24 protein-coding genes are annotated in these 25,536 nt (G+C 71.7%); 15 read left to right on the top strand and 9 right to left on the bottom strand.

The window, feature by feature from the left end; all coding sequences use genetic code 11:
- Positions 1 to 21: 21 nt before the first annotated feature.
- On the bottom strand, positions 22 to 1,695 hold the full coding sequence (gene ctaD / locus ABH940_RS06510) for a cytochrome c oxidase subunit I (protein ID WP_370067113.1): 1,674 nt from the start codon (positions 1,693 to 1,695) through the stop codon (positions 22 to 24).
- Between the two features lie 281 nt (positions 1,696 to 1,976).
- Here ctaD and ABH940_RS06505 point away from each other — a divergent pair, with 281 nt between their 5' ends.
- Positions 1,977 to 2,765, top strand: a complete 789-nt coding sequence (locus tag ABH940_RS06505; protein ID WP_370066751.1) for an SDR family oxidoreductase — start codon at positions 1,977 to 1,979, stop codon at positions 2,763 to 2,765.
- Between the two features lie 19 nt (positions 2,766 to 2,784).
- Here ABH940_RS06505 and ABH940_RS06500 read toward each other — a convergent pair whose 3' ends face one another.
- Positions 2,785 to 4,035, bottom strand: a complete 1,251-nt coding sequence (locus tag ABH940_RS06500; RefSeq protein WP_370066753.1) for a nucleotide sugar dehydrogenase — start codon at positions 4,033 to 4,035, stop codon at positions 2,785 to 2,787.
- A gap of 355 nt (positions 4,036 to 4,390) precedes the next feature.
- Between ABH940_RS06500 and ABH940_RS06495 the strand changes: the two genes are divergently transcribed.
- The 8 genes from ABH940_RS06495 to ABH940_RS06460 all read left to right on the top strand — a co-directional run bounded on the left by ABH940_RS06495 (position 4,391) and on the right by ABH940_RS06460 (position 13,760).
- A complete protein-coding gene (locus tag ABH940_RS06495) occupies positions 4,391 to 4,897 on the top strand; it encodes a hypothetical protein (protein ID WP_370066755.1) in 507 nt (168 codons plus the stop codon).
- Between the two features lie 103 nt (positions 4,898 to 5,000).
- Entirely contained in the window at positions 5,001 to 5,840 is an 840-nt protein-coding gene (locus tag ABH940_RS06490; RefSeq protein ID WP_370066757.1) for a class I SAM-dependent methyltransferase, read from the top strand.
- A complete protein-coding gene (locus tag ABH940_RS06485) occupies positions 5,837 to 7,525 on the top strand; it encodes a CoA transferase (RefSeq protein WP_370066759.1) in 1,689 nt (562 codons plus the stop codon). Before ABH940_RS06490 ends, ABH940_RS06485 begins: the two co-directional genes overlap by 4 nt.
- Positions 7,522 to 9,255 carry a class I adenylate-forming enzyme family protein gene (locus ABH940_RS06480; RefSeq protein ID WP_370066761.1) on the top strand — a complete coding sequence of 578 codons (1,734 nt, stop codon included), beginning with the start codon at positions 7,522 to 7,524 and terminating at the stop codon, positions 9,253 to 9,255. The genes ABH940_RS06485 and ABH940_RS06480 overlap by 4 nt, the downstream gene beginning before the upstream one ends.
- Before the next feature lie 83 nt (positions 9,256 to 9,338).
- Entirely contained in the window at positions 9,339 to 10,397 is a 1,059-nt protein-coding gene (locus ABH940_RS06475; protein WP_370066763.1) for a UbiA family prenyltransferase, read from the top strand.
- On the top strand, positions 10,394 to 12,010 hold the full coding sequence (locus tag ABH940_RS06470; RefSeq protein ID WP_370066765.1) for a class I adenylate-forming enzyme family protein: 1,617 nt from the start codon (positions 10,394 to 10,396) through the stop codon (positions 12,008 to 12,010). Before ABH940_RS06475 ends, ABH940_RS06470 begins: the two co-directional genes overlap by 4 nt.
- Positions 12,007 to 13,392 (top strand): NAD(P)/FAD-dependent oxidoreductase, encoded by a 1,386-nt coding sequence (locus tag ABH940_RS06465; protein ID WP_370066767.1) that lies wholly within the window; start codon positions 12,007 to 12,009, stop codon positions 13,390 to 13,392. The genes ABH940_RS06470 and ABH940_RS06465 overlap by 4 nt, the downstream gene beginning before the upstream one ends.
- 35 nt (positions 13,393 to 13,427) lie before the next feature.
- Positions 13,428 to 13,760, top strand: a complete 333-nt coding sequence (locus ABH940_RS06460; protein WP_370066769.1) for a hypothetical protein — start codon at positions 13,428 to 13,430, stop codon at positions 13,758 to 13,760.
- 36 nt (positions 13,761 to 13,796) lie between these two features.
- Here the strand turns inward: ABH940_RS06460 and ABH940_RS06455 are convergent, their stop codons facing one another.
- Positions 13,797 to 14,285, bottom strand: coding sequence for a GNAT family N-acetyltransferase (locus ABH940_RS06455; protein ID WP_370066771.1), 489 nt, complete (start codon positions 14,283 to 14,285; stop codon positions 13,797 to 13,799).
- 201 nt (positions 14,286 to 14,486) lie between these two features.
- Here ABH940_RS06455 and ABH940_RS06450 point away from each other — a divergent pair, with 201 nt between their 5' ends.
- The gene (locus ABH940_RS06450; protein WP_370066773.1) at positions 14,487 to 15,182 is read left to right on the top strand and encodes a DUF6882 domain-containing protein; all 696 of its coding nucleotides are present in this window, start codon (positions 14,487 to 14,489) and stop codon (positions 15,180 to 15,182) included.
- Between the two features lie 67 nt (positions 15,183 to 15,249).
- On the opposite strand, the gene ABH940_RS06445 is transcribed toward ABH940_RS06450, so the two are convergent.
- On the bottom strand, positions 15,250 to 16,524 hold the full coding sequence (locus tag ABH940_RS06445) for a cytochrome P450 (RefSeq protein ID WP_370066775.1): 1,275 nt from the start codon (positions 16,522 to 16,524) through the stop codon (positions 15,250 to 15,252).
- A 328-nt stretch (positions 16,525 to 16,852) separates the two neighbouring features.
- Between ABH940_RS06445 and ABH940_RS06440 the strand changes: the two genes are divergently transcribed.
- Entirely contained in the window at positions 16,853 to 17,638 is a 786-nt protein-coding gene (locus tag ABH940_RS06440) for a hypothetical protein (protein ID WP_370066777.1), read from the top strand.
- Positions 17,639 to 17,767: 129 nt separating this feature from the next.
- Here ABH940_RS06440 and ABH940_RS06435 read toward each other — a convergent pair whose 3' ends face one another.
- The 4 genes from ABH940_RS06435 to ABH940_RS06420 all read right to left on the bottom strand — a co-directional run bounded on the left by ABH940_RS06435 (position 17,768) and on the right by ABH940_RS06420 (position 21,085).
- Complete coding sequence (locus tag ABH940_RS06435) at positions 17,768 to 18,751, bottom strand: pirin family protein (RefSeq protein ID WP_370104641.1); 984 nt, start codon at positions 18,749 to 18,751, stop codon at positions 17,768 to 17,770.
- The gene (locus ABH940_RS06430; protein ID WP_370066781.1) at positions 18,748 to 19,215 is read right to left on the bottom strand and encodes an OsmC family protein; all 468 of its coding nucleotides are present in this window, start codon (positions 19,213 to 19,215) and stop codon (positions 18,748 to 18,750) included. Before ABH940_RS06430 ends, ABH940_RS06435 begins: the two co-directional genes overlap by 4 nt.
- On the bottom strand, positions 19,212 to 19,517 hold the full coding sequence (locus ABH940_RS06425; RefSeq protein WP_370066783.1) for a GNAT family N-acetyltransferase: 306 nt from the start codon (positions 19,515 to 19,517) through the stop codon (positions 19,212 to 19,214). The genes ABH940_RS06430 and ABH940_RS06425 overlap by 4 nt, the downstream gene beginning before the upstream one ends.
- Positions 19,518 to 19,618: 101 nt before the next feature.
- Positions 19,619 to 21,085, bottom strand: a complete 1,467-nt coding sequence (locus ABH940_RS06420; RefSeq protein WP_370066785.1) for a carboxylesterase/lipase family protein — start codon at positions 21,083 to 21,085, stop codon at positions 19,619 to 19,621.
- Positions 21,086 to 21,245: 160 nt separating this feature from the next.
- Here ABH940_RS06420 and ABH940_RS06415 point away from each other — a divergent pair, with 160 nt between their 5' ends.
- Positions 21,246 to 22,214, top strand: a complete 969-nt coding sequence (locus ABH940_RS06415) for an Lrp/AsnC family transcriptional regulator (protein WP_370066787.1) — start codon at positions 21,246 to 21,248, stop codon at positions 22,212 to 22,214.
- Between the two features lie 15 nt (positions 22,215 to 22,229).
- On the opposite strand, the gene ABH940_RS06410 is transcribed toward ABH940_RS06415, so the two are convergent.
- On the bottom strand, positions 22,230 to 22,682 hold the full coding sequence (locus ABH940_RS06410) for an Lrp/AsnC family transcriptional regulator (RefSeq protein ID WP_370066789.1): 453 nt from the start codon (positions 22,680 to 22,682) through the stop codon (positions 22,230 to 22,232).
- Between the two features lie 162 nt (positions 22,683 to 22,844).
- Here ABH940_RS06410 and ABH940_RS06405 point away from each other — a divergent pair, with 162 nt between their 5' ends.
- The 3 genes from ABH940_RS06405 (at position 22,845) to ABH940_RS06395 (ending at position 25,530) form a co-directional block, all read left to right on the top strand.
- A complete protein-coding gene (locus tag ABH940_RS06405; protein WP_370066791.1) occupies positions 22,845 to 23,474 on the top strand; it encodes a LysE family translocator in 630 nt (209 codons plus the stop codon).
- Between the two features lie 161 nt (positions 23,475 to 23,635).
- Positions 23,636 to 24,616 (top strand): metal ABC transporter solute-binding protein, Zn/Mn family, encoded by a 981-nt coding sequence (locus ABH940_RS06400; protein ID WP_370066794.1) that lies wholly within the window; start codon positions 23,636 to 23,638, stop codon positions 24,614 to 24,616.
- Positions 24,616 to 25,530, top strand: a complete 915-nt coding sequence (locus ABH940_RS06395) for a metal ABC transporter ATP-binding protein (protein ID WP_370066796.1) — start codon at positions 24,616 to 24,618, stop codon at positions 25,528 to 25,530. Before ABH940_RS06400 ends, ABH940_RS06395 begins: the two co-directional genes overlap by 1 nt.
- The last annotated feature ends 6 nt before the right edge of the window (positions 25,531 to 25,536 follow it).

Raw genomic sequence — 25,536 nt, 5'->3', positions numbered from 1 at the left:
CTCTCAGTTCCGTCGGACGTCCTACTCCTCGTCCCTCCGCGCGCGCTCGATCGCGGACGACAGGTAGGCCGGGACCTCGCCGACGTTCTCCATGTAGTCCTGCGCCGCGATCGACGGGTTGTGGAGCTCGAAGGCAGGGGATTCGGAGCGGATCCGCGGCAGGGTGAGGAAGTTGTGGCGCGGCGGCGGGCAGGAGGTCGCCCACTCCAGTGAGCGGCCGTAGCCCCACGGGTCGTCCTCGGTGACGCGGGTTCCGTACTTGCCTGTCTTCCACACGTTGTAGAGGAACGGCAGGACCGACAGCCCGAGCAGGAAGGAGCCCGCAGAGGAGATGACGTTCAGCGTGGTGAAGCCGTCCTGCGGCAGGTAGGTGGCGTAGCGGCGCGGCATGCCCTCCGCGCCCAGCCAGTGCTGGACCAGGAAGGTGGTGTGGAAGCCGATGAAGAGCATCCAGAACTGGATCTTGCCCAGGCGCTCGTCGAGCATCTTCCCGGTCCACTTGGGCCACCAGAAGAAGAACCCGGCGAACATGGCGAAGACGACGGTGCCGAAGACCACGTAGTGGAAGTGGGCGACCACGAAGTACGAGTCCGACACGTGGAAGTCCAGCGGCGGCGACGCGAGAATGACGCCGGTGAGACCGCCGAAGAGAAAGGTCACCAGGAAGCCGACGGTCCACAGCATCGGCGTCTCGAAGCTGAGCGACCCGCGCCACATCGTGCCGATCCAGTTGAAGAACTTGACCCCGGTCGGGACGGCGATCAGGAACGTCATGAAGGAGAAGAACGGCAGCAGTACGGCGCCGGTGACGTACATGTGGTGCGCCCACACCGTGACCGAGAGGCCGGCGATGGCGATGGTGGCCGCGATCAGCGACTGGTAGCCGAACATCGGCTTGCGCGAGAAGACCGGGATCACCTCGGAGACGATGCCGAAGAACGGCAGCGCGATGATGTAGACCTCCGGGTGCCCGAAGAACCAGAACAGGTGCTGCCACAGGATCGCCCCGCCGTTGGCCGGGTCGTAGACGTGGGCGCCGAACTTGCGGTCCGCCTCCAGTGCCAGCAGCGCGGCGGCCAGTACGGGGAAGGCGAGCAGCACCAGCACCGCGGTGAGCAGGACGTTCCAGACGAAGATCGGCATCCGGAACATCGTCATTCCAGGGGCCCGCAAGCAGAGGATGGTGGTGATGAAGTTGACCGAGCCGAGGATGGTGCCGAAGCCGGAGAAGGTCAGACCCATGATCCACATGTCGCTGCCGACACCGGGACTGTGGATCGCGGAGTTCAGCGGCGCGTAGGCGAACCAGCCGAAGTCGGCCGCGCCCTGCGGGGTGATGAACCCCGCCACGACGATCAGCGAGCCGAAGAGGTAGAGCCAGTAGGCGAAGGCGTTCAGGCGCGGAAAGGCGACGTCGGGCGCGCCGATCTGCAGAGGCATGATCCAGTTCGCGAAGCCCGCGAAGAGCGGCGTGGCGAACATCAGCAGCATGATCGTGCCGTGGATGGTGAAGGCCTGGTTGAACTGCTCGTTGGAGAGCAGGGAGTTGTCCGGCTGGATCAGCTGACCGCGGATCATCAGCGCCATGACGCCGCCCACCAGGAAGAAGGCGAACGAGGTCACGGTGTAGAGCGTGCCGATCTCCTTGTGGTCGGTCGTGGTCATCCACTTGATGATCGTCTGACCGGCCGTCACCGGCTTGGTCTCACCGAGCGCCTCGTCGGTGCTGGTGGCGGGTTGTACGTACACGCGTCTCCTCGTGCCCAGATGGGTGTGGCCCGCCGGCCGGTGTCGGGATGTCCGCCGATGGCCGCGGTCTGCCGGGCGCTCGGAAGGCTAGTGAGCGGGAGAGCGGCGAGGCGCCGACACACCCGGCGACGCGTCGGCGTTCGACCGAAACGGTGACGACGGCAGAGCCGTTCGGCAGCCCGAAAACCGGTTGCCGCCCGCCGCAGTCGGTCGAAGCATGGTGTGCTGTGAGGACTGAGGACGGGAACGCCGCATCCGCCGAACCGCGCCCGGTCGCGCTGGTGACCGGAGTGGGCCGCACGGTCGGCATCGGTGCCGGGATCGCCCGGCGATTGGCGGCGGCGGGCTGGGACGTCGCGTTCACCTACTGGGCGCCCTACGACGCCCGGATGCCGTGGGGCGTGGAGCGCGGCGCGGCCGACGAGATCGCCGCGGAGTTGGCCGGGCGCGGTGCCGACACGCTGGCTGTGGAGGCGGACCTGGCCGATCCAGCCACGCCGGAGAGGATCTTCGACGAGGTGGAGGAAGGTCTCGGCGGCGTCACGGCGCTGGTGATGTGCCACTGCGAGTCGGTCGACTCCGGCCTGCTCGACACGTCCGTCGAGAGCTTCGACCGTCACTTCGCGGTGAACGCGCGGGCCACCTGGCTACTGATCCGCGCGTACGGACGGCGCTTCCAGGGCGTGCCTGGTACCGGCCGGGTGATCGCGCTGACCAGCGACCACACCGTCGGCAACCTGCCCTACGGCGCGAGCAAGGGCGCGCTCGACCGGATCACGCTGGCCGCCGCGCACGAGCTCGCGCACCTCGGGATCAGCGCCAACGTGATCAACCCCGGCCCGGTGGACACCGGCTGGATGTCGGACGACGTGAGGGAGCACCTGACGGGTCGGACCCCGCTCGGTCGGCTGGGCACGCCGCAGGACACCGCCCACCTGGTGGAGTTCCTCTGCTCGCCGCAGGGCGGGTGGATCAACGGGCAGTTGCTGCTGAGCAACGGCGGTTTCACGAACTGACGCGAGCCCCGGGCCCGACTCACAGCCGGACGACGCGGTCACCGCTCAGTCGTCCCGTGGTGTCGAAGAGCAGCCGGGATACCTTGGCCAGCGTCGGCAGGTCGTAGCCGCTGTGGGCTTGGAGCAGCACGACCAGGTCGGCCTCGGTGGCGGCCGTGAGGGGGTCGGCGTGGCGCCGCAGCCGGGGATCGGCGAGCGGCAGGGCCGCGGCGTGCGGGTCGTGCCAGGTGACCTCGACGCCCAGGTCCAGCAGGCCGCGCGCGACGTCCAGTGTGGGTGACTCGCGCACGTCGTCCGTGTCCGGCTTGTAGGCCGCTCCCAGCAGCGTGACCCGGGCGCGCGCCGCAGGCAGTCCTTCGGCTTCGAGCAACTCGACTGCGCGCGCCACGACATGACCGGGCATGACGTGGTTCGCGCGCAGGGCCGCCCGGACGACGGCGAAGGAGTCGGCGGGCGCGCCGTGCAGCAGGTAGACCGGGTCGACCGGGATGCAGTGCCCGCCGACCCCTGGGCCGGGGCGGAAGGACTGGAAGCCGAAAGGTTTCGTCCCCGCGCACGCCACCACGTCCCACACGTCCGCCCCGACCGCGTGGCAGTAGCGGGCGAACTCGTTGACCAGGGCGATGTTGACGCTGCGGTAGGTGTTCTCCAGCAGCTTGGCCAGCTCCGCCTCGCGGGTGCCGCGGGCCACGACCACGGTGTCGACGAAGCGCTCGTACAGCGCCGCGCACTGCTTGGCGCAGACCGGCGTCACGCCGGAGACCACCTTGGGTGTGTTGCCGATGCCGAACTGCCGGTTGGCGGGGTCGACCCGCTCGGGGGAGTAGCCGAGATGGAAGTCGACGCCCGCGACCAGGCCGGAGGCCTCCAGTAGCGGGCGCGCCAACTCCTCGGTGGTGCCGGGGAACGAGGTCGACTCGAGCACGACCAGCATCCCGGACCGCAGCCGCTCGGCGACCGTGCGGCAGGCGGCGGTGAGCGGGCCTAGGTCCGGTTGCCCTTCGGGCGACAGGCCGGTGGGGACGCAGAGCGCCACGGCCTGTGCCTGCGTCAGCAGCTCCGGATCGTCAGCGGGGGTGAAGCCGGCGTCGAGCATCCGGGCCACGTCCGCGTCGGTGACGTCGCGGACCGGGGAGCGGCCCGCGCGCAGTGCCGCGACGGTGGTTGGCGCGATGTCGTATCCGGCCACGGAAAGCCCCGCGTCGCTTGCGGCGCGAGCGAGCGGAAGCCCCACATAACCGAGGCCCACGATCAGCAGATCAAATGACATGACCGAACTCCCCTGGAACAGTGGGCACAGCGAAAGGGCGAGCCCGGGAATTTACTCGGGTCCGCTCGCAGCGATCCTGCCAACTGGCCGCCCCGCCATACACGGCGAGCTGCCGAACCGACCACCAGGCGGGTGAATTCTTCACCCTGCCGGATGATGATCTTGGAGGCCCCAAAGCCTTGGTCCCTTCGTGTCCAAGGCTTTGCGCGGGCCGTCAAATCCCCGGTTTCAAGGCCGACTTGAGACAGGTTCGTGGACGACACGTCGACCCAGCAAGGGTCGCTCCGTGCACGGAGCATGTGGTGCACTGTGCTGCGAACCCGGGCAAACGGCCCGGGCCGTTCGAGGAGTATTCATGTCCCGTTTTGTCACGGTGAAGCGTGCCGCGCTCGTCGCCGCCGCGGCGGGTGCCGCTGCTGTCGCCCTGGTCGCCGGTTCGACCGGGAGCGCCAGTGCCGCTCACCTGCGTGCCGTCGCGCCGCCCGCGCTGACTCTGGACTTCAGCGGCAACAACGACGAGGCCGGTGCCGCCAGCGCGGTGGGCGCGGGCTTCGGCGGCGGCGCCGCGGTCAAGGACTCCACCGGGGCCGCGGTCGGCAAGGCCTACGACCTGTGCGACAAGGACTCCATCACCCCGAGCTCGGTGACCGCCTTCTGCCACGCGGACATCGTCTTCAACACCGGTGACCAGGTCGCCCTCTCGGTGGTCTTCCCGATCCAGAACCCGGTCACCGCCACCTACCCGAAGGCCTTCGACGGCGTCATCGAGGGTGGCACCGGCGCCTACAAGGGCCTCACCGGCACCGCCCACTTCAACAACCGCTCCCTCGCGGTCTACGACATCACGTGGGACGCCTCCTGACGCGTCCTGACGCGTCCGCACCACCCAGGTGGGCCGCCGTCCGCGGCGGCGGCCCACCGCCGTGTCACCGTCCGTTGTTCGCTCCGTCGTTCCCGGAGAAGTCATGCCCGTCGCCAGCCCTGACACGCCCACGCCCACGGCCGCCACCGGCGAAGTACCAGAAGGCGCCTACGCCTTCGACAACGACAGCCCCCACGCCGACGAGCAGCACCGCTGTCTGGGCGCCGCGCACGACGGAATCACCACCGCGCGCCTGACGGAGAGCGGCGTCGGACCGGGCTGGGACTGCCTGGAGGTGGGCGCGGGCGGCGGCAGCGTCGCGCTGTGGCTGGCCGAACGCACCGCGCCCGGCGGCAGCGTGCTGGCCACCGACGTCAAGCCCGAGCACATCCCCGCCCGTCCGGGTCTGACGGTGCGCCGGCACGACGTCGTCCAGGACCCGCTCCCCGAGGCGGCCTTCGACCTGGTCCACTCCCGGCTGGTGCTGACCCACCTGCCGCAACGGCAGGCCGTCCTGGGTCGATTGCTGCGCGCCCTGCGGCCGGGCGGTTGGCTGCAGTTGGAGGAGTTCGACATCGACTATGCGCCGGTGCTGCTCGCCCCCGACCGGCGCACCCGCGAGGGCTACGAGGCGTTCCAGGTCGCCAAGGGCCGCGCCCTGCGCGCCGCCGGAGCTGACCCGTCGTGGGGACGGACCTGCGCGGAGGACCTGCGGGCGGCGGGTTTCACGGACGTCGAACCGGTGCCGCATCTGCTGCCGTGGACGGCGGACTCGCCTGGACTGCAACTCCAGCTGCACCACACGTTCCACCTGCGCGAGGCGTTGCTGGAGCAGGGGTTGACGGAGGATCAACTGCTCGCGGCCCGTGAGGCGATGGGGCATCCGGGCTTCCGTGCCGCCTCCTGCGTCCTGTACTGCGTGCAGGCGAGGCGCCCGGCATGACGACCTCCGCAGTGGCCCAGGTTCGCGCCGGGACCGCCGCTTCGGACGTCGCTCCGGACGTCGCTCCGGACGTCGCTCCGGACGCCGCTCCGGGCGTCGCCGCGCGGCTCGCCGTCGCGCAGCTGCGGGCGCTCGGATGGCGCGTCAGGCCGGAACTGCCGGGCGGGAGCCGGGCGTTCACCGCGCAGGCCGGGTCGTTCAGGGCGCGCTGCACGCTCAGCTGGGCCGGGCCGGTCCACCTTGCCCTCGGCAGCGAGGCCGACGTCCAGGCCGCCTGCGGGCTGATGCACGTCCACGGCCGCCGCTACGGTCGCCCGACCCCGCTCGGCATCGACTATGCGAGCGCGCTCGCGGGCACGCTCGCCGCGACCGGGACGCTGGCGGCGCTCGTCGCCCAAGCCCGGTCCACCGGGCAGGGGCGCGACGGAAGCGACGGTAGCCACGGAGGCGACGAGCCCTGCGTCAGCACGTCGGTGGCGCAGGCGGGGCTGCTCTCCGTCGGCCAGTACCTGGCCGCCGCCACGGCCACCGACGGCGACGACTGGCCCGCCCACTCCGGCCCGGGCGGTCCGCCGTTCGAGGCTGCCGACGGCGTCCGGTTCGAGCTGGAGACGCTCGATCCCGAGACGTGGCGCGGGTTCTGGGCGGCGGCGGGTGCGGACCGATCCGATGCCGGCCGCGGTTGGCTGCCGTTCCAGCAGCGTTACGGCACCGCCGTCTGCCTGCTCCCGGCCGGTCTGCTGGAGGCGACGAAACGGTTGACGTTCGCTGACCTCGAACGGCTGGCCCGCGAATCAGGAGTGGACCTGACGCCGGTAGCCACCGGGTGCGGGGAACTGGAACCCGACGGATCGCCCTGGCGACTGGTGCCGGGACGTTCGGTGGCCAGCCCGGTGACGGGAGGCGCGTGGACCGTCGGCCGCGCACCGCTGGCCGGGGTGACTGTGGTGGAGGTCTGTCGCCGTGTCCAAGGCCCGCTGGCCGGTCACCTGTTGCAGCTGCTCGGTGCACGCGTGGTCCGCGTCGAGCCGCCCGGCGGCGACCCGATGCGTGGGATGCCGCCGATGGCAGGCGACTGCTCGGCGCGCTTCGTGGCACTGAACCATGGCAAGGAGAACCTGGAGGCGGATCTCGCAAGCGCCTCCGGACGCGCGGCGGTACGCGAACTCGCCACCGGGGCCGACGTGTTCCTGCACAGCCTCGCTCCCGGCAAGGACCTGCGGCTCGGCCTCGACGCGGACGCGCTGGCGGAGGTGAAGCCGGGACTGGTCCACGCCGCCGCCTCCGGCTGGGGTGAGGCGCGCGGTCAACAGCCGCCCGTGGGAACGGACTTTCCGGTCCAGGCCTGGTCCGGACTGGCCGCGCTGGTCACGCCGCCCGGTCTCCCGCCGACGGCGTCCCTGTTCACGCTCACCGACGTGCTCGGCGGAGTCGTCTGCGCGGAGGGCGTGGTCGCGGGGCTGCTCGCGACTGGGCTAACCGGGCGCGGGCAGGCCATCACCTCCTCGCTGCTCTCGGCCGCCCGGATGCTGTGCCTGCCCGAGCTGCGATCGGCAGCCGTCCAGCCCGCTGCAGCCGTCTGCACCGATCTGACGGACCTTGGGGCGAACCCGCGCTTCGCCGCCGCCCTCGACCGGGACGGTTCCTGCACCCAGGTCCGCAGCCCCTGGGAGTTCCACCGATGACCACGCCTACGACCATGCCGATGACCTCGCCCACGCGGACCTGGCGCTCAGGCAACGGTCTGGTCCTGCGCGACACCGTCCCCGCGCGGCTGCGCCTGCAGTGGGTGCAGCGCGGCGACTGCCCGGACACCGACCTCTATCAGGCCTTCGCCGAGCGCGTGCGCGTCCACGGCGAACGCCTTGCCGTCCGCACGCCCGACACATGTCTGACGTATCGTCAACTCAACTCGCACGTACGGAGCATGGCCGCAGCTCTCGGCGGTCTGGGTGCAGGCCCCGGCGACATCGTCGGCATCCGGCTTCCGAGCGGCTGGCGCGCCCTGGCCGTGGACCTCGCCGTCGCCGCCGTCGGCGCGGTCGCCCTGCCGTGGCCCGCAGGTCAGGGCAGTCGCGAGAGCCATGCGCTGCTGGAGCTGTCCCGGGCCCGGTTCCTGGTCACCGACGCCGACGCCGACACCGACACCGAGGCAGGCACCGACACCAACGCCGACACCGGCCTCGAACGAGGGCACGGGCCCCTCGCCCACCTGGAGCACGTCGTCACGGTCGATGGCCTCCTGCGCGGCGATCCCGACGCGTTCCGCCCTGCGCGCGTCGACCCCGAGGACCCGGCCCGGATCCTGGTCTCCTCAGGCTCGGAGGCTGCGCCGAAGATGACCGCCTACAGCCACAACGCGCTGCTGGGCGGACGCGGCACCTACGTCGCCGCCGTCCTCGGCCTCGAACCCGACGCCGAAGCAGAGCACGCCCCCGCCGCGCTCGTCCTGGCCCCGCTCGCGTCCTCCTACGGCTCGCTCGGGCTCGTGGCACTGGCCCGCTGCGGGGCGACGCTCCACCTGCTGGAGCGGTTCGACCCCGACGCGGTCCTGCGCGCCGTCACCGCATGGCGGCCGACGCACCTCGTCGGAGTGCCGACGATGTTGCGCCGGATCGCCGACCACCCGCCGGTGCCCGGCGAGGACCTGAGCTCCCTGCGGGCGGTCGTCTCCAGCGGCGCGCAGCTGACCTCAGCCGTGCTGGCCGCCGCGCTGAACCGGTTCGGCTGCCCGGTCATCAACGTCTACGGCTCCAGCGACGGCGTCAACTGCCGTACGACGTGGACGGATCCGCACCAGGACGTGAGCCGGGTCGGGACGCCCGACCCGCGCGTCACCGACCTGCGCGTCTGCGGCCCGGACGACCGGCCGCTGCCGCCCGGCCGGAGTGGCGAGATCCAGGCGCGCGGACCGATGAGCCCGCTCTGCTACGTCGGCGCGCCCGAGCTGGACCACCGCTATCGGACCACCGACGGCTGGGTCCGCACAGGCGACCTGGGCGTGATCGAGCCGGGCGGCACGCTGCGCGTGCTGGACCGGCTCAAGCAGGTGGTCATCCGCGGCGGTTGGACCATCAGCCCGGCCGAGGTCGAGGAGCAGGTGCACGCCCACCCGGACGTCGCCGAGGCCGCCTGCGTGGCCGTCCCGGACCCGGACCTCGGTGAGCGTCTCTGCGCCTGCCTGGTCCAGCGGCCCGGCACGCCCCCGCTGGACGTCGCGAGCCTCGGTGCCTACCTGGGCGGTGAACGCGGTCTGGCCCGCCGCAAGCTGCCCGAACTCGTCCTGCATCTGGACCGGTTGCCGCTCGCGGCCACCGGCAAGGTCTGCCGCCGCACCCTGACCGCCACTGCCCTGACCGCCGCAGCCGCCGCGTCCCACACGGGGGAGCCGGGGGAGGCGCCGGCAACCACCTGAGCGGGAGACCGCACGACCGCACGACCGCACGACCGCAGCACCGCAGCAAAGCAGCACCACAATGCAGGAGGAGCACCCGCCCGATGGAACCCGCGTCCGCACTCGACACCGCGGCCCAGCCAGGAGCCCAAGCCCCCAGCCAGGCAACGGTCGTGACCCTTCCCGTCCGTCCGGCCGGAAGGTCGGCCGACGGTCCGGTGATCACGCCCGGCAGCCGGCGCGCCTACGCCAAGCTGGCCAAGCTCGACATCCTCGACTACTACCTGAGCATTCCGCTGGTCGCGGCGATGCTGGTCCCCTTCGGCGCGGCATCCGACCTGGCCTACGTGGGCCGGTCCGCCCTCGTGCTGCTGCTCTTCTTCCTCGGTGAACTCACCATGGTCGCCGGGATGGTGGCCTTCGACGACGTCACCGGCTACCGGGACGGCAGCGACGCCGCCAACTACGGCCCCGACGCCGCCGCGCGACGCCTCGCCCGCAAGCCGCTGATCGCCGGGACACTGACGGAGCGTCAAGCACTGCGCTTCGGCTCGGCCGCAACCGCGCTCTGCGCCGGGTTCTGGGGCGCGAGCGTGGCGCTGGCGCCCGCCCGGCCGCTGTGGGCGGTGCTCGGGACCGGGGCCTGTCTGGTCTTCGGGTTCCAGTACTCGTGGTGGCTCAAGCTCAGCTACCGGGGCTTCCAGGAGCTCTTCCTGGCCGCCCTCGGCTGGGGTTACGTGCTGCCGCTCTTCGGCCTGCTGACCGGGCAGGCCCCCGGGTTCGTCGTCGTCCAGGCCCTGGTCTTCGGCCTCGGTCCGGCACTGTTCGGCGTCTACTCCAACATCAACGACCGCGACGGGGACCGCGCCGTCGGCCGTCTCACGGTCGCCTGCGTCGCGTCCGTGCGCGGGAACGCCGCGTTCATCGGCGCGGTCTCCGCGTTCGAAGCCCTGCTGATCATCGTCCCCTCGTCCGTCGGGATCGGCCCGTGGTGGTTCCCGCTGCTGATGTCGCCGGTCATCGCGCTGCGCGCACTGCAGTGGGTCAAGGGGAACCTGCGCGGCAACGTGTTCGGCGCGCGGACGCTCGGCATCCGGCTGCACCGGATCGCCACCGCGCTGATGATCTCCGCCGACCTGCTGCTGGCGGTGACGCAGCGGTGAAGCCCCTCCACCCCGGCGTCGTCTTCGACGCGCTCGCCCGGCGGCGCTCGCCGACCATCGTCCATCTCAGCCGCCCGCTCGACCTCGCCCCCGAGGCGGGCACCCGGTGGACCGTGCCGCAGGTGGCCGGGCTGGTCCGTGCCACCGCGGCACGGCTGGCCGCCGCCGGAGCCCGTCCCGGCGACCATGTCGCCGTCGTCAAGCGCAACCACTGGGACTACGCGCTGATCGCCTGCGCCGCCGCCCGGATCGGCGCGGTCCCGGCGCTGCTCTCCGACCACCTCGACCCGCAGGTGCTGGACAGCCTGCTCGACCGGCTGCAGCCCGCCGTCCTGGTCACCGAGACGCGCCTGCTGCGCGCCGGGACCGCCGCCGGGATGGAGCTGACCCGGCACGCCGGGCAGACGGTGACGCTGGACCGGGGCGCGCCCGGCGACGGCCGCCGATCCGGTGTCACCGCGCTGCACGACCTGCCCGACGAGCCGCCCGCCCGGGTCCACCGCCGCGCGGACGATCTGCCGCTGGCCGTGTTGCACACCTCCGGCACCACCGGCGCGCCCAAGCTGGTCGTCCACTCCACCACGACCCTGATCCGTCGGCTGACCGGCTTCGAGGCGATGCCCTGGCCCGTCCTCACCGCGGGCCGCGCGGACGTCTTCGCCAGCGCCACGTCCTTCGCCCACGGCCGCGCGCTGTCGTGGACGGTGAGCACGTTCTGGCACCAGCCACGCGAGGTCGTCATCGTCGCCGACTCCGACTCCGACCCCGACACCGCCGGTCGGCTGCTGGACGCGCACCCGCCCACCATCGTGGAGGCGCTGCCGTCCACCTACGTGCGCTGGCACCGACTGGCCGCCGCGCAGCGCAGCCCGTTCCGCGACGTGCGGCTCTACATCTCCACCTTCGACGCGGTCCACCCGCCGACCGTTCGCGCCTTCCTCCACGCCAGCCGGCGCCGCGTCCCGCTGTGGATGCAGGGGTGGGGCCAGACCGAGACCGGGCCGCTGACCTTCCGGTTCCTCACCCGCCGCGCCCTCGCCCGGCGTGCCCAGCGGCACCCCACCACCCGCAACCTCGGCCGTCCGCTGCCGGGTTGGGTGGGCCTGCGGGTGGTCGACCCGCACACCTTCCGGCCCGTCGCGCGCGGCGAGGTGGGTCTGGTCCTCACCCGGACGAAGGCCTGCTGCCTCGGCTATCTCGGCGAGCAGGACCGCTGGCAGCAGAAGGTGCGCGGTCCCTGGTTCAACACCGGTGACCTGGCCGTCCGCACGCGCTCCGGCGCGGTGCTGCTGCTCGACCGCGAGGTCGACATGATCCCCGGCGTCAGCTGCGTCGAGCTGGAGGACGTGCTCCAGGACCGTCTGCCCGAGGTCGAGGAGGCCGTCGTCCTCGGCGGCGTGGACCGCACACCGCAACCGGTGCTCATCGTCAACGGGCCCATCGAGCCCGGGCGTTGGAAGGAGGCCGTGCGCGACCTGCCGGCCCTGGCCGAGCCGCTCGTGCTGGACCGGGACGACGTCCCGCGCACCGGGACCGGCAAGGTCCGCCGCCACGAGCTGCGCGACCGCTACCTGGCCGGAAGCGTCGGCCACGGCACGGGACGGTGGACATGAACGGCCTGGAGTCGGGTGGCGCCTCGGGTCTCGACCTTGACGTCGCCGTCGTTGGCGCGGGCATCGGCGGACTCACCGCCGCCTACCGGCTGCAGCAGGCGGGACGCTCCGTCCAGGTCTTCGAGGCCGCGCCGCGCGTCGGCGGGCGGATGGCCAGTTCCCGCGTCGACGGATACCTGATCGACGAGGGCGCCGAGACCATCGCCGACCGTGGCTACGAGGCCACGTGGCGGCTCATCCGCGAACTCGCCGTTCCACGCGAGGACCTGGTGCCGATCCGGGCAGGATTCGCGCTGTGGCGCGACGGGCGCGCCCATGCGCGGCTGGGCCACCCGCTCGGCCTGCTGACCGGTGCGGGCATGTCCTGGCGCGGCCGACTCGCCTGGCTCCGCTCCACCGCCCACCTGCTCGGCAACCGCGCGGAGTTCGACGCCGACCGCCCCGAGGTCTCGCCCCTCGGCGCGGCCACCGTCGCCGAGTACGCCGGCGCCTACCACCCCGAGCTGCTCGACTGCCTGCTGCAGCCGTTCTCCAGCCACTGCTTCGGCTGGCGTCCCGAACGCTCCGCAGTCGCCCCGATGTTGGCGTTGCTGCTCGCGGTCGGCGGCGCGGGAGCGCGGTGGTCCACGTACCGCACCGGGATGGACACGCTCGCCCGTGCTCTGGCACGGCAGGTGCCCGTGCAACTCGGCAGCCCCGCGCTGGTGGTCGAGCGGACCGGGTCGGACCGCGCCCGCCTTCACCTCGTCGACGGCCGCGTACTGACGGCCCGTCAGCTCGTGCTCGCCGTCCCGGCACCGGTCACCCTGGCCCTGGACGTGGACGCGACGCCGGAGGAGCGCCCCTTCCTGGAAGCGTGCACCTTCGCGCCGATGCTCAAGGCCGTCTGCCTCCTGGACCGGCCGCTGCCCAGCCCGACGCGCACCCCCAGCTACGCCCTCTCGATCCCGGAGCGGGAGAGCCGCATCTGCGCCGGGCTGCTGTTGGACCATCTCAAGGCCGAGGGCCGCGTCCCGGCGGGGCGCGGGATGGTCACCCTGTTCGCCTCACCGTGGGCCGGGCCGGACCTGCTGGACGCGCCCGACGAGGAGTTCACGCGGGTGGTCGCCGCCGAGGCCGAACGGTTCCTGCCCGGCCTCGGCGCGGCCACCACCCGCACGTTGGTGCACCGCTTCCGCCACGGCCTTCCGGAAGCAACGCCCGCAGCGCTCCGCCTGCGCGGCGCGTTCGCCGCGCGTCCGGCCGGCCCAATCGAGTACGTCGGCGATTGGACCCTCCTGCGGCCCAACAGCGAGGGCGCGGTCCGCTCCGCCGAACAGGCCGTGCGCCGCGTCGCCGGGTCGCTCGCAGCGGCCCCCCTGTGCGCCCGCATCCGCGGGTGACCGCTCACCCCTTAACCCTCACTGGAGGAAGTCTCATGCGTCGTACCGCAACCGTCATCGCCGGGGCCCTGGCGGCCTTCACGGCCGTCGTCGGCCTCGCCGCCGGTCCCGCGCAGGCGGCGACCGGTCAAGTGGTCGTCTTCTCGACCGAGCTCCAGCCGCTGGACATCTACCAGAACCCGACCGGCTGCCAGAAGCTGCCGCCGCTGGCCCACGTGGTGGACAACCTCACCGACAGCACCATCCGCGTCTACGCGGACCCGTTCTGCATGATCCCGGCCAGCCTCCCCGGCTCCGCCGGCGGCGTCGGCACGCTGGCTGCGGGCTATGGCTCCCACGTCTCGGGCGTCGGCAGCTTCTCCGCCTAAGGCCCGCTCTGACCGCTCGCGCGACGGCGCGAGCGGTCAGAGGTCCAGCCGCATGCTCTGGGCCTGCACCACGTACCCGAGGCTGTGGTAGAGGTTCTGAGCCCTGGTGTTGTCCCCGAAGACGTTCAGACCCATCGACGTCGCCCCGAGCTGCCGCCCGGCGTCCGTCGCCGCGTGCATGAGTGCCCGGCCGTAACCTTTGCCTTGGTGCGCCTCGTCCACGCCGACGAAGCAGATGTAGGCCTCATTGCTCTTCCCGAGGGCGCGCATCGCGATCCACAGCGTGCCGACCTGCTCGTCCGTCTCCGCGTCGTGCGCCATCCACAGGTGGTTGTCGGGCGTGGCGAGTCCCTTCGGTAGCAGCTGGTCGAACGCCTCCCGGGACTTCGCCAAGCCCTCTGCCGCGGACCAGAACCCCGCGTTGACGTTCGACCGCGCGTACGTCTCGACCCGCCGCTCCTCCCAAGGACCGAACTCGTCCTCGGTGAACGGCTCCAGACGCACACTCCGCACAGACTTCTCCATGCCGCCGATCGTAGATCACCTGTCCGTCGGCCCGTCCAGGATTCCGCCTGGGGCCGGGACAGCTTGTGCGGAGCTGTCCGTTCCGGGGTTTTTGTGAAGCCACAGTGAAAACCTGCAGGTCAACGCGGGGATCGTCCTGGCTGTCTGATATCCCTACCAACGGTTGCACATTGCTGACTTTGAGTTGTTAGGGATTGCCGCGTGAAGTCGATATTCTCCGAGGCCTTTCTCCGTCACGCGGAGTACCACGCCGCCTGGGGGACCGAGCAACTCGACGCGCTCGGGCGCGCGTTGCCTGCTGGCGGGGAGTGGACGGCGGACCTGGAGCAGCAGGTGTACCGGGCAGCGGGTCGCACCGTCCGCGTCGGACTGCTCGGCACCTTCGACGTCACCGGCCGCTCGTGGCTGTGGGCGTGGGCCAATCCCAGCCTCCGCGGCACGCCGGTCGTGGTGGCGAGCGAGCGGGTCGCCGAGTTCGGGAAGCGCAATCGCATCCCCGAGCTGCGGGAGGCGGGCGTGGACCTGTCCGGCTTCGACGATCCCCGCTGGGCCGCCGAGGCGCTGGCCTTCGTCGCGATGGGCGTCCTCAGCGCGCCCGGCTACATCGGCCAGTCGGCCGGCTCGGACACCCGGGTCTACTTCACTCCGGACGACCCGCAGATCCAGCTCGCCCCGCTGGACCCGATCGCCATGCCACGCTTCCTGATGACCGGCCAGACCCTCTTCAGCCGCTCCGCCCGCCAGGTCGTCCGGGGCTACTTCGCCCACCACGGCATCCGCGCCGAGAAGACCATCGACGGCACCCGCGCCCACCTGCCGGACGGCAGCACGGTCCAGGTCACCTTCGACCCCCTGGGCCGCATCGCGAACATCAGCGCGGGAGCGCGGACGAGCTGACCGTGCCGCGGGGGCAGGGTCAGGGTCGGGGTCAGGTCGGGGTCAGGTGAGGGATCGTCAGGACGCGTCAGTAGGCGACCGGCAGGGCGACCAGTCCGCGGGTGCGGATGGAGGGGCGGTGGCGGAGGTCGGCCGCCGGGACGGCGAGCGTGAGGTGGGGGAAGCGGGTCAGGAGAGCGTCGAGGGCGATCTCCGTCTCCAGGCGGGCCAGGGGTGCGCCGAGGCAGTAGTGGACGCCGTGACCCAGCGCGAGGTGGCCGGATGACGCGCGGTCGAGGGCAAGGCGGTCCGGCTCCGGGAAGCGGTCCGGGTCGCGGTTCGCGGAGGCGAGCGAGAGCAGGACGGTCTCCCCGGCCGGGATGGTGACGCCGTCGACGGTGACGTCCTCGACCGGGAAGCGCCGGATGGCGAGCGGCGCGGGAGCGTCGAAGCGCATCAGTTCCCCGACCGCCGCCCCCATCCGCTCCGGCTCCGCGCGGAGGGCGGCCAGTTCGTCCGGGTGGGCGAGGAGAGCAAGCACCGCGTTGCCGATGAGCTGGACGGTGTTCTCGTACCCGGCGAAGAGGATCAGGAAGGCGAGCGAGAGCAACTCGTCCTCGCTGAGACGCCGACCTTCGTCACGGTCCTCGTCCCTGGCCTCGATCATCGCGGACAGCAGGTCGTCGCCCGGGTGTTCGCGCTTGGTCGCGATGAGCCGGGTCAGGTAGCCGAGCATGCCCGCGATCGCGGTCCTGGCCTCGTTCGGGCGGGAGGGGTCGGGGGCGACGAGGGTGTCCGTCCAGCCGCGGAAGTCGCGGCGTTCCTCCGTGGGCACGCCGAGAAGCTCGCAGATCACCGTGATCGGCAGCGGCGCGGCGTAGGCGGCGACCAGGTCCACGGGGCCTTCGGCCGGGAAGGCGTCCAGCAGGGATTCGGCGGTGCGCCGGATCGGTAGCCGCAGTTGCTCGATGCGCTGTGGGGTGAACGCCTGGGACACCAGCCGGCGGATCCGGGTGTGGTCGGGGGCGTCCATGTTGAGCAGGTTGGCGTCCAGCGCGGCCGGGAGTGACAGGCCCTGGTAGTTGCCGGGCAGCGCGTGCCGCTTGTCCAGCGAGAGCCGGGGGTCGGCCAGCCCGCGGCGGACGTCCTCGTAGCGGGTGACCAGCCATGCGGGACGCCCGTCGGTCCCGGCGACCCGGTGGACCGGTCCGGCCTCCCGCAGGCGGGCGTACGCGACGTACGGGTCGGCGGCCAGTTGGGCGGCCAGTTGGGCGGCCGTTTCCTGGGCCGTTTCCTCGGCTGTTTCCTTGGCGTTCGTGGTGGCGTCAGAGCCGGAGAGTTCGGCGGGCGCGTGCGATGACATGGCCACAGGGTAGCCAGGCGCGGTGCCTCGTGATCAACGCCTGGAATCAGCCGAGTTGGGCGGAGTGGCACGGGCGGATCGGTGGCGACCGGGCATAGCGCCGCGCCTCTGGTTGGCTCGCCGGGGCCTCGACGCTGTGCCTGGTGGTCATCGGCTTCGGGCTCTCCATGGCCCCGTCCGCCATCGGTTGAGTCTGAACCACCTTCAGCTCGGGCCGGAACCTCGCGGGACGATGCGGCCCCCACCAGCGAAGACGCGGCAGGAGCGGCTGGTATAACGGCTCTCTCAAGACCCCGTCATGGAGACGGGGTCTTTGTAAGGAGCACAGATGCGCATTCGCATAGCGGCGCCGACCCTGGTCGGCGCGCTTGCGCTCGGCACGCTGGCGGTCCCGACCGCCGCGTCCGCCACCACCCCGTCGCCCGTGATCACCCACGCCTCGGCGACCACTCTCGTCCTGGGCCTGACCGGCAAGGCGTCCGAGGTCATCCGGATCAGCGCCACCGACCCGGACGGGATCGCGTCCGTCAAGGCCCTGCCGTGGCCGGACAACGCCGCCGCCGGCGGCGAATCGATCACCGCCGCCGATCTCGCCTCCAGCCCGGCGCTGCCGGTCGTCAGCCGCACCTCGACCGGCGAGACCGCCGGCATGACCGACACCGAGACGTACAACGTCAAGACGATGCAGATCCCCGACGCCATGGCGGGAATGGTCTTCGACATCGCGGTGCTCGTGAACGGCAAGGACGGCAGGACCACGTTCACGCCGAAGGCCGGCACTTTCACCATGTTCGCGCGCGCCGACGCCCTCACCGTCAAGCCCTCGGCCGCCACCGTGCGCAACGGCGCCTACCTGGCCGTCAAGGGCCAGCTCAACCGCGCTGACTGGGAGAAGTTCGCCTGGCGCGGATACGCCGGACGCTGGGTCGCCCTCCAGTTCCGCAGGGCCGGCTCCAGCACCTGGACCACCGTCCGCTGGGTCCGCACCAGCAGCACCGGCGCGCTCAGCACTTCGGTCCGCGACTCCCGCTCCGGCTCCTGGCGCTACGTGTACGGCGGCGACGCCACCAGCGGTGCGACGGTGTCAGCCTCTGCCTGGGTGACCGTCAAGTAGGAGCCCCTCGCCTCGGCGACGACGATTGAGCACCACGACGGCGGGTCCGTCTGACCCGCACGGGATCGATCGGTTGGACGGGTTGGTCCGCAGGTCCTCACGTACTGCGGACTGGCCCTTCGGCCCGACTCAGCGCTCCCGCCCGCGCGGCTGGAGCGGGTGGGTGGGGAGCGCCGGGGCCGGAGTGGACGCGCCCTCGTAGCCGAGGACGTGGCCGAAGCGGTCGCCGGTCGCCCAGTCCTGCCGGGCCGTGGCGATCTCGTCGTGGGTGCGGCCGACGAAGTTCCACCACATGACGAGCTTCTCGGCGAACGGCTCGCCGCCGAGCAGCAGGAACTGCGACTCCCCGTCCACAGCGCGCAGCGGCAGGTCACGGCGGCCGGTGCCGAGGTACAGCATCGAACCGGGGTCGAGGCGGACACCGTCGACCTCGGTGGTGCCGGACATGGTCAGCACGGCGTACTCGAAGTCCGGCTCGACGGGGAGCCGCAGCTCGGTGCCCTGATGGAGAGTCAGATCCGCCCCCATCAGGGGAGAGTGGACGGTGCCGGGGGAGGCAGCGCCGTCCAGCTCGCCGAGGATCACCGTCGCGTCCAGGCCGGGGACGCCGACCTGCGGCAGCTGCGCGTGGTGCTCGAATGCAGGGGCGGCGTGCCGGGCGCTGTCGGGCAGCGCGACCCACAGTTGTGCGCCGTGGAGCAGGCGGGGGTGGGGGACGGGGCTCTGCTCCGAGTGCGAGATGCCGCGTCCCGACGTCATCAGGCCGAGCTCACGCGGACGGATGGTCTGGACGTGGCCCGCGCTGTCGCGGTGCAGCACCTCGCCCGCGTGCAGCCAACTGACGGTCTGCAGGCCGATGTGCGGGTGCGGGGGGACCTGCATGCCGGGCTGGTCCGCGATGTTGTCGGGGCCGTAGTGGTCGACGAAGGCCCACGCTCCGACCATCCGTCGGCCGAGGGTGGGCAGTAGTCGGCGGACGACGGAGGAGTCCCCGAGCGTGAACTCCCGGGCGCTGAGCAGGTCCCGGACCGGGGCTCCGGGGACGTGCTCGCGTCCGCCGCGCTCGCGGAAGGCCGCCGCCGAGGGGTCGGGGGTGGTGTCACGCACGCTCATGGCTGCACCTTGGTTTCTGGAGCTGCGGGCAGGGGGTGGTGGTCGGCCGCTGTGACGATCGGCGTGCCCTCGCGGACGGCCCGGGTGACGGGCGTGCGCTCGGCGATCTCCAGCAGCCGGGCGCGCTGCGCGTCGTCGAGCGGGCCGATCAGGTCGATGCGCCGGGTGATCCGGTTCGCGCCGTCCGGGCCCTTCTCGTAGGCGACGTGCACCCGGATGTCCTCCAGCGGCCAGGACTTGCGCTCGGCGTACATCCGCAGCGTGATCGCCGTGCAGGAGGCGACTGCGGAGATCAGCAGTCCGACGGGGGTCGGGCCGCTGTCGCCGCCGCCGTGGGAGGTCGGTTCGTCGACGGCGATCCGGTGTCGGCCGACGTGAAGGTCGACCCCGTAGTCGGTCGGCAGCCCGGTCGCGACCGCCGCGGCGGCGCGGACGTAGCCGTCAGCAGGCGGCGTCTCGCTCACAGGCCGAACCGCTCACGCTGCGTGGCGGGCACCAGGTCGACGTACTCAGGGTGCTTCTTGATCCACGCGCGGATGAAGGGGCAGTAGGGCAGGGCGGAGAGACCCTGCTCGCGCACGGCGTCCAGCGCGTTGCGGGCGAGCAGGCTGCCCAGGCCGTGTCCCTCGAAGCGCGGGTCGATCTCGGTGTGGATGAACGCGATCTCGTCGCGAAAGCGGTGGTACTGGGCGAATCCGGCGAGCTCGTCGCCCTCGAACACCTCGAAACGCGACTGCTCGGCGTTGTCCGTCACGCGCTGGTCCATGATTGGCCTCCCTGGCGGGTCTCCGTTGTGGATCAGCTTATAGTTGATGCATCAACTAGTGCAACTGGTGCACCTCGCGGAGCCTGTTAGCCAGCCGGGCGTCAGGCGAAGTGCCGCACCGTCTCCGGGGCGGCGGGCCGGTACGGCGACCAGGCGTCCGCGTCCGGTCGGCCGGTGGCGACGAAGGACGCAGCAGCTCGCGAGAAGGTGCGGCCGAGCGCGCGGACCGCGTCGGTGGGCTCGCCGAGCATCGGGCTGCCGGGGCGGGCGTAGGCGTCCAAGGTGTCGAAGAAGAAGGGGAGCTCGCCGCAGTGCGCCGCGCCCAGGTGGGCGGGGTCCGGCACCGGGGCGTAGTCGAACTGGTAGACGTACGCGGGGTTGCCGGTCGTGGCCTGATGGTCGGCGATGGCCAGGGTCCCGTCGCGGAACACGGTCTCGGTCACGACTGCGGTGACGACCTCGGCCGCCGTCGCGCCGGGACGCTGCGCGGCCATGCGGTCGAAACGCTCGCCGCCGTCGGCGATCTGCCGGGCCGCGACGGCGCGCGCCTGCTCGGTCGAGGCGGCTTGTATGCGCGGATCGAAGGAGAAGAAGGCCGTCATCTCGTCCCGCGTGGTCCCGGCCAGCAGCTGCTTGCCGTCGAGACGTCCGGCGGCCACGGCCTGCTCCCACGCCTGCGGCATCCCGAACCCGCCGAGGACGGGGTACATCGGCGGCGCGACGTCGCCGGGGCGGGCGAGGTCCTGGGCCAACTGTCCGTATGCCGCGAGCAGTTGCTGGACCGGAAGGGCTCGCAGGGCAGTGAGGACGTCCTGGCTGCCGTCCACCGCCAGGATCTTGAGCAAGCGTCGGGCGTGGTCCTCCGCGACCTCGGGGGCCTGCGGGGGGAGCCCGAATGGGCCGCTCTGGGTGATGAGCCGGCTGATCAGCGGGCCGGTGACCGGCGAGAGTCCGAGGTAGAGGGTCGAGAACGCTCCGGCGGACTGGCCGCCGACGGTCAGCCGGTCCGGATCCCCGCCGAAGGCGGCGACGTTCTCCCGCACCCAGGCGAGGACGGCGGCCTGGTCCCGCGTCCCGAGGTTGTCGCTGCCGAGCTCCGGAAGGTGCAGGTAACCCAGCGGGCCCACGCGGTAGTTGGCGGTGACGACGACGATCTCGCCGGCGGCGGCCAGCCTGCGGCCGTCGTACCAGTCCCACCCACCGGACCCGCTGGTGAACCCGCCGCCGTGGAACCAGACCAGCACCGGGAGTTCGGGCTTTGCGACGCCGTCGGCGGGCAGACGCGGGGTCCAGACGTTGAGCGTGAGCGAGCCGTCCTCGTCCCAGTCGGGGGCGCGCACCCCCATGACCAGCTCCAGACGCGAGGGCCCCTGCGGCACGGCCGGTCCGGGGCGGGAGGCGTCCCGCGCCCCGGACCAGGTCGGGTGCGGCGCGGGGGCGGCAAAGCGCAGCTCCCCCACGGGGGAGGCCGCATACGGGATTCCCCGGAACGCGGCGACGCCGTCCTCCCTCGTCCCCAGGACGCTCCCCGAACCGGTGCCCACGACCGGGCGTTCCGTCGCGATCATCGCTGCCACCTTCCCTTTCCTGTTCCGTTTCCTGTGTCGTCTCCTGCCTGACGACTCCGTTCTATCGCTGGGCGGCGGAAACCAGCGAGAACTGCCCCTCGGACTTCCCGATGTGCGCCACAAGTCATCAACTTCTGACGGAAGTGGGACAGTGGGACGCATGAGGCAGGCACTGGACGAGACGGACCGGCGGATCGCCGCCGTGCTGATGGCGTCGCCCCGGGCGTCGTGGCGTACGGTCGCCCGTGTGCTCGGGATCTCCGAGCGCACGGTGGTGCGCCGGGCGACGCCGCTGCTGCACGACGGAACGCTGCGCCCGACGGCGGTGCGCAACCCGGCCCGCTTTCCGGGACTGATCCCGATGGCGCTGCGGATCCGCTGTCGCCCGAGCCGGATCCGGACGCTCGCCGCAGCGCTCGCGCGGCGCGAGGACACCGTGTGGGTCGACATCCTTGGCGGCGGCGACGAGATCAGCAGCGTCCTCTTCCTCGACGGCCCCCAGGCCCGCACCTCGCTGCTGCTGCGCGACCTGCCCGCCACGGCCGCCGTGCAGTCCTGGGACGCCTGCGACCTGCTGAAGGTCTTTCCGGCGGGGTTTGCGTGGAGCGCGGGACTGCTGCCGCAGGACCAGTTCGACGCCCTCGCCCCGTTCGCGCACGAGCCCGCCGCCGCCCCCGAACTCCAGCCGCTGGACCAGGAGTTGGTCGAGCAGCTGACGGCGGACGCGCGCGCCGGTCACAGCGAGCTGGCCGACCGGCTGGGGACCTCGGCGTCGACCGTGCGGCGTCGGCTGGACCTGCTGCTCTCCGCACACATGGTGCGGCTGGCCTGCGAGGTCGACCTGGGGCTGCTCGGCGTCGGCAGCGAGGCGCTGCTGTGGATCTCCACTGGCCCCGGCAGCCTGGAGGAGACCGGCCTGGCGCTGAGCCGTCACCCCCAGGTGCGGTTCGCCGCGGCGACGACCGGGTCGGCGAACCTGCTGGTGGCGGTGGCGGCCCACGACCTCGGCGGGCTCTACGACTTCCTGACCGGGACGGTCGGATCGCTGGGCGACATCAGGGGATTGGAGGTGACGCCGATCCTCAGCACGGTCAAGCGGACCGGCTTGCTTCGCCCGTCCGAGAGCTGATCCACCGTCAGGCGCTCACAGCGGGAGCGGGCGGGACTCGACGACGTTCGCCATGACGAGCGTGGAGCTGAGGCGCTGGACCCCGGGCAGGGTGGCCAACCGCTCGTCGTAGAGCTGTCGGTAGGCGGCCAGGTCGTGGGTGACGATGCGCAGCAGGAAGTCCGGGTCGCCGAACAGCCGTTGCGCCTGGACGACGTAGGGGATGCCGGCCACCTCCCGTTCGAAGGCGGCGACGGTCTCGCGGTCCTCGTAGCGCATGGTGACGAAGACCAGCGCCTCGAAGCTCAGCCCGAGGGCTCCGGCGTCGAGCTGGGCGTGGTAGCCGGTGATCGCGCCGGAACGCTCCAGGGCGCGCAGCCGGCGGTGGCAGGGGGAGACGCTGAGCCGGACCCGCTCGGCGAGCTCGGTGAGCGTCAGCCGCCCGTCGCGCTGCAGCTCGGCAAGAATATTCCGATCGACGTCATCCATGGAGAAGATTCTTCCACTCGGTGGCGGGATCGGGGAAAAGATTGGAAGCACCTTTCGGACATATCCGCCTAGCCTTCCCTTAAGCGGTCAGCAAGAGCGGCCAGCAGGCCAGCAAGAGCGGTCGAGGTGTCACGAGCCCGACCGAGAGGGTGAGTGGAAGCAATGGCGATCAGCGCTCTGGCCGCGTTCTGGGTGGTCTCGTTCCTGCTGGTGCTGGTTCCCGGTGCGGACTGGGCCTATGCGATCGCCGCCGGACTCCGGGAGCGGACCGTGCTGCCCGCCGTCGGCGGACTGCTGGCGGGCTATGTGGTGCTGACTGCCGTGGTCGCGGCCGGAGTTGCCGCGTTGGTGGCACGCACGTCGGTGGTGCTGACCGTCATCACGCTCGTCGGTGCGGCGTACCTGGTCCGGCTCGGCGTGGGCACGGTGCTTCAGCCTTCCACTCCCCGGGTGGCGGAGGGCGCGCCCGAAGGTCCGGGGGCCGAGTCGTGGCTGCGGCAGGCGGTCCGGGGTGCGGGCATCAGTGGGCTGAACCCCAAGGCGATGCTGCTCTTCGTCGCCCTGCTGCCGCAGTTCGCCGCGCGCGGCGTCGGCTGGCCGTTCGCGGCGCAGATAGCCGTGCTGGGGTTGGTGCACACGGCCAACTGCGCTGTCGTCTACGCGGGCGTGGGCACCACGGCGCGCCGGGTGCTGCGGGCCCGGCCGACGACCGCCGCGCTGGTGTCGCGCTGCTCGGGCGTGGCGATGATCGTGCTCGGCGGGCTGTTGCTGGCGGAGCGCCTGGTCCACTGACCGGAAGTAAGGATGCAGGCAAGAACCTGATAATCGTTTCCAAGAACACCTGGACAGCCTTATTGAACATGATTATCTTTTCTTGCGTCGGCGGGGCTCCGCCAGTCGCTGCCCCGGTGTGCGGCGGTGACTTCCAGTTGACGTGAGAGCAGGGGATGGGCATGTTCAAGTGGTCGCGCGGTGCGCGAGTGGCCGTGGGTGCGCTGGTGGCGAGTACGGCGCTGCTGGCCTCGGGTTGTTCAAGCTCGGCCAACAGCGGTGGGTCTGCGTCCAGCACCGACTCCTCAGGCTCCGGCATCGGCTCCGGCACCGGGACGAAGATCGTCGCCGTCGGCGCCGAGAACGAGTACGCGGACGTGATCGGCCAGATCGGCGGCCAGTACGTCTCGGCCACCGGCATCATGAGCAACCCGGCCACCGACCCGCACACCTTCGAGGCGGACCCCAAGGTCGCGCAGACCGTCAGCGCCGCCCAGCTGATCGTGCAGAACGGTGTCGGCTACGACGACTTCATGAGCAAGATCGAGCAGGCGTCCGGTAGTTCGAGCCGCAAGGTGATCAACGTCCAGCAGTTGCTGGGCCTTCCGGACTCCACCCCCAACCCGCACCTCTGGTACAAGCCGTCGACGATGCCGGTGGTGGCCAAGGCCATAGCTGACGACCTGTCGGCGATCGACCCGGCCCACAAGTCCTCCTTCGAGGCCAACGCCACCACCTTCGACGCCTCCCTCAACTCCTGGACCCAGGCGCTCGCCAAGGTGAAGGCCGCCTACCCGGGCGCGGCCGTGGCGACGACCGAGCCGGTCGCCGACTACCTGCTGGACGCGGCGGGCATCAAGAACCTCACCCCGTGGGCGTTCCAGGCGGACGTGATGAACGGCACCGACCCGTCCCCGCAGGACGTGGCGGCCGAGAAGGCGCTCTTCACCGGCCACAAGGTCAAGGCCTTCGTCTACAACCAGCAGGTCACCGACTCGCTGACGCAGGAGCTGGCCGGGCTGGCCAAGCAGAACAACATCCCGATCGTGGGCGTCTACGAGACCATGCCCACGCCCGGCTACACCTACCAGACCTGGATGAACGCCGAGGTCACCGCGCTCGGCAACGCGCTCGGCCACGGCCAGTCGGCGCCGATCCTGTGATGAGCGGGTCGACGAGCGGCGAAACAAGCGAGCACGGAGCCGTCCTCGACATCGAGGGCGTCTCGGTGTGGCGCGGCGGACGCCAGATCCTCGACGAGATCGGGTTCGCTCTGGAGCCGGGCGAGTTCACCGGCCTGATCGGCTCCAACGGGGCCGGGAAGACGACGATCCTGCGCGTCGTCATGGGTCTGCTCGCGCCGACTCAGGGGCGGGTCCTGGTCGAGGGCAAACCGCTGACGCGCCGTCACCGGTCCGTCGGCTACGTCCCGCAGAAGCTGCTGATCGACCCGGACGCCCCGGTCCGGGCACGCGACCTGGTCGGGCTCGGGCTGGACGGCCACCGCGTCGGCTGGCGGATGCCGTCGCGGGAGCGGCAGCGCCGCACCGAGGAGATGCTGGAGGCCGTCGACGCGAGCCGGTTCGCCGACGCGCGGGTGGGCGAACTGTCCGGCGGCGAGCAGCAGCGGGTGCTGATCGCGCACGCGCTGGTCGGCCGCCCGCGGCTGCTGCTGGCCGACGAGCCACTGGCCAACCTCGACATCCGCAGCGGCCAGGAGATCGTGGACCTGCTCGCGCGCATCGCCGCCGAGCAGCAGATCGCCGTGCTGCTCTCCGCCCACGACATGAACCCGCTGCTGCCGGTGATGGACCGCGTCGTCTACGTCGCGGGCGGCCGGGTGGCGGCGGGGACGACGGACGAGGTGGTCCGCACCGAGGTGCTCAGCCGCCTCTACGGACACCCCGTCAACGTCCTGCATGTCGACGGCCGAGTGCTGGTGGTCTCCGGCTCCCACGTCACCGTGGACGCGGGTGCGGTCATGGACACGGGTGCGGGCATGGACACGGGCATGGACACGGGCGCGGGCATGGACGTGGGCGTGGATGCGTCCGTGGCGGCAGCGGAAAGGCGGTGAGCGGAT

Source organism: Streptacidiphilus sp. BW17 (genome assembly GCF_041262485.1).
Classification (GTDB): domain Bacteria; phylum Actinomycetota; class Actinomycetes; order Streptomycetales; family Streptomycetaceae; genus Streptacidiphilus.
The sequence above is the reverse complement of the archived record's forward strand: the minus strand, read 5'-3'. Positions and strand labels throughout refer to the sequence as shown.